Below are 1219 nucleotides of genomic sequence, written 5' to 3' on the forward strand. Positions count from 1 at the left end.
ATATGAAGCTAGATGTCTACATCACAGACTACGGCGTGATAAATAATTTCCCAGATACTGTCGCTCAGTTGATGAGGCCGCTATTTGAACGCCTTGATATGCGATTTAGTGAAAATAAGCAAAAGGTGGCTACCGCTCGCGACGTTGAAACTATGCTTAACATTATGGCCCGCGAGGCGTACGCCAGTGGGCACGACATGGACGCAGTGGAAAAGGCTTTGCATTGCCTGTATGGCCCTGTAGTGACTGAAGTAGGCAGAGGTAGCCACTGATGCCGGGTGGAGGAGCAAAGCCGGGAGAACGCCGTGGAGGCCGCAAGAAAGGCACTCCCAACAAAGTTACGGCGGCACTCAAAGACGCGATAATGAACGCGTTTGATGAGGTGGGCGGCGAGTCTTACCTTGTCAGGGTGGCGCAGGAAGACCCGCGCACGTTCTGTACGCTGTTGGGCAAGGTACTGCCCTCTGAGCTGAAAGCCGAAATCTCCGGCAATCCCGATGCCCCACTTGTGACACGTATCGAGCTGGTGCCGTTGAATGACAACAGCCAGGATTGAATTACCCCCCAAGCTGATACCAGTATTCGAGGGTGAGGCCGACGTTCGCGGCTCTTATGGTGGGCGGGGCTCTGGCAAAACCCGATCATTCGCCAAAATGTCTGCTGTAAAGGCGTACCAGTGGGCCAAGACAGGCCGCTCTGGCATAGTCCTATGCTGTCGGCAGTACATGAACAGCCTGGATGATTCGTCCCTTGAAGAGATCAAGCAGGCTATTGAGGAAGAGGACTGGCTTCGCCCTCATTTCGAGATAGGCGAGAAGTACATTCGCACCACATGCGGCAGAGTCTCTTACAAGTTCAGTGGCCTTGACCGCAATATCAACAGCGTCAAGTCTAAGTCTCGCATCCTGCTTTGCTGGGTGGACGAGGCAGAACCCGTTGCTGAATCGGCATGGCGAACCCTAATCCCCACCATCCGGGGCGAGGACTCAGAGCTTTGGGTCACATGGAACCCGGAGATTGACGGCAGCGCCACCGATAAGCGATTCCGCAAGACCAAAGACCCGCTTTACAAGGTGGTCGAGCTTAACTGGCGTGATAATCCTGCATTCCCGGCAATCCTTGAGCGGCAGCGACAGCGCGACCTAGAAACCAATCCAGAATACAACCACATTTGGGAAGGCGACTATAAAACCATCGTTGAGGGGGCGTATTACGCCGA

3 protein-coding genes are annotated in these 1219 nt (G+C 54.2%); all 3 read left to right on the forward strand.

Annotation, left to right across the window (positions count from 1 at the left end; translation table 11 throughout):
• A partial coding sequence (locus ABYP33_RS19390; protein ID WP_373093025.1) for a hypothetical protein occupies positions 1 to 272 on the forward strand: 272 nt, incomplete at its 5' end.
• Positions 273 to 364: 92 nt separating this feature from the next.
• Entirely contained in the window at positions 365 to 556 is a 192-nt protein-coding gene (locus ABYP33_RS19395; RefSeq protein WP_373093026.1) for a hypothetical protein, read from the forward strand.
• Positions 537 to 1219, forward strand: a 683-nt coding sequence (locus ABYP33_RS19400; RefSeq protein WP_373093027.1) for a phage terminase large subunit, incomplete at its 3' end; no start/stop codon positions are given. The genes ABYP33_RS19395 and ABYP33_RS19400, both read left to right, overlap by 20 nt.

This window comes from Zhongshania sp. (genome assembly GCF_041584495.1).
Classification (GTDB): Bacteria; Pseudomonadota; Gammaproteobacteria; order Pseudomonadales; family Spongiibacteraceae; genus Spongiibacter.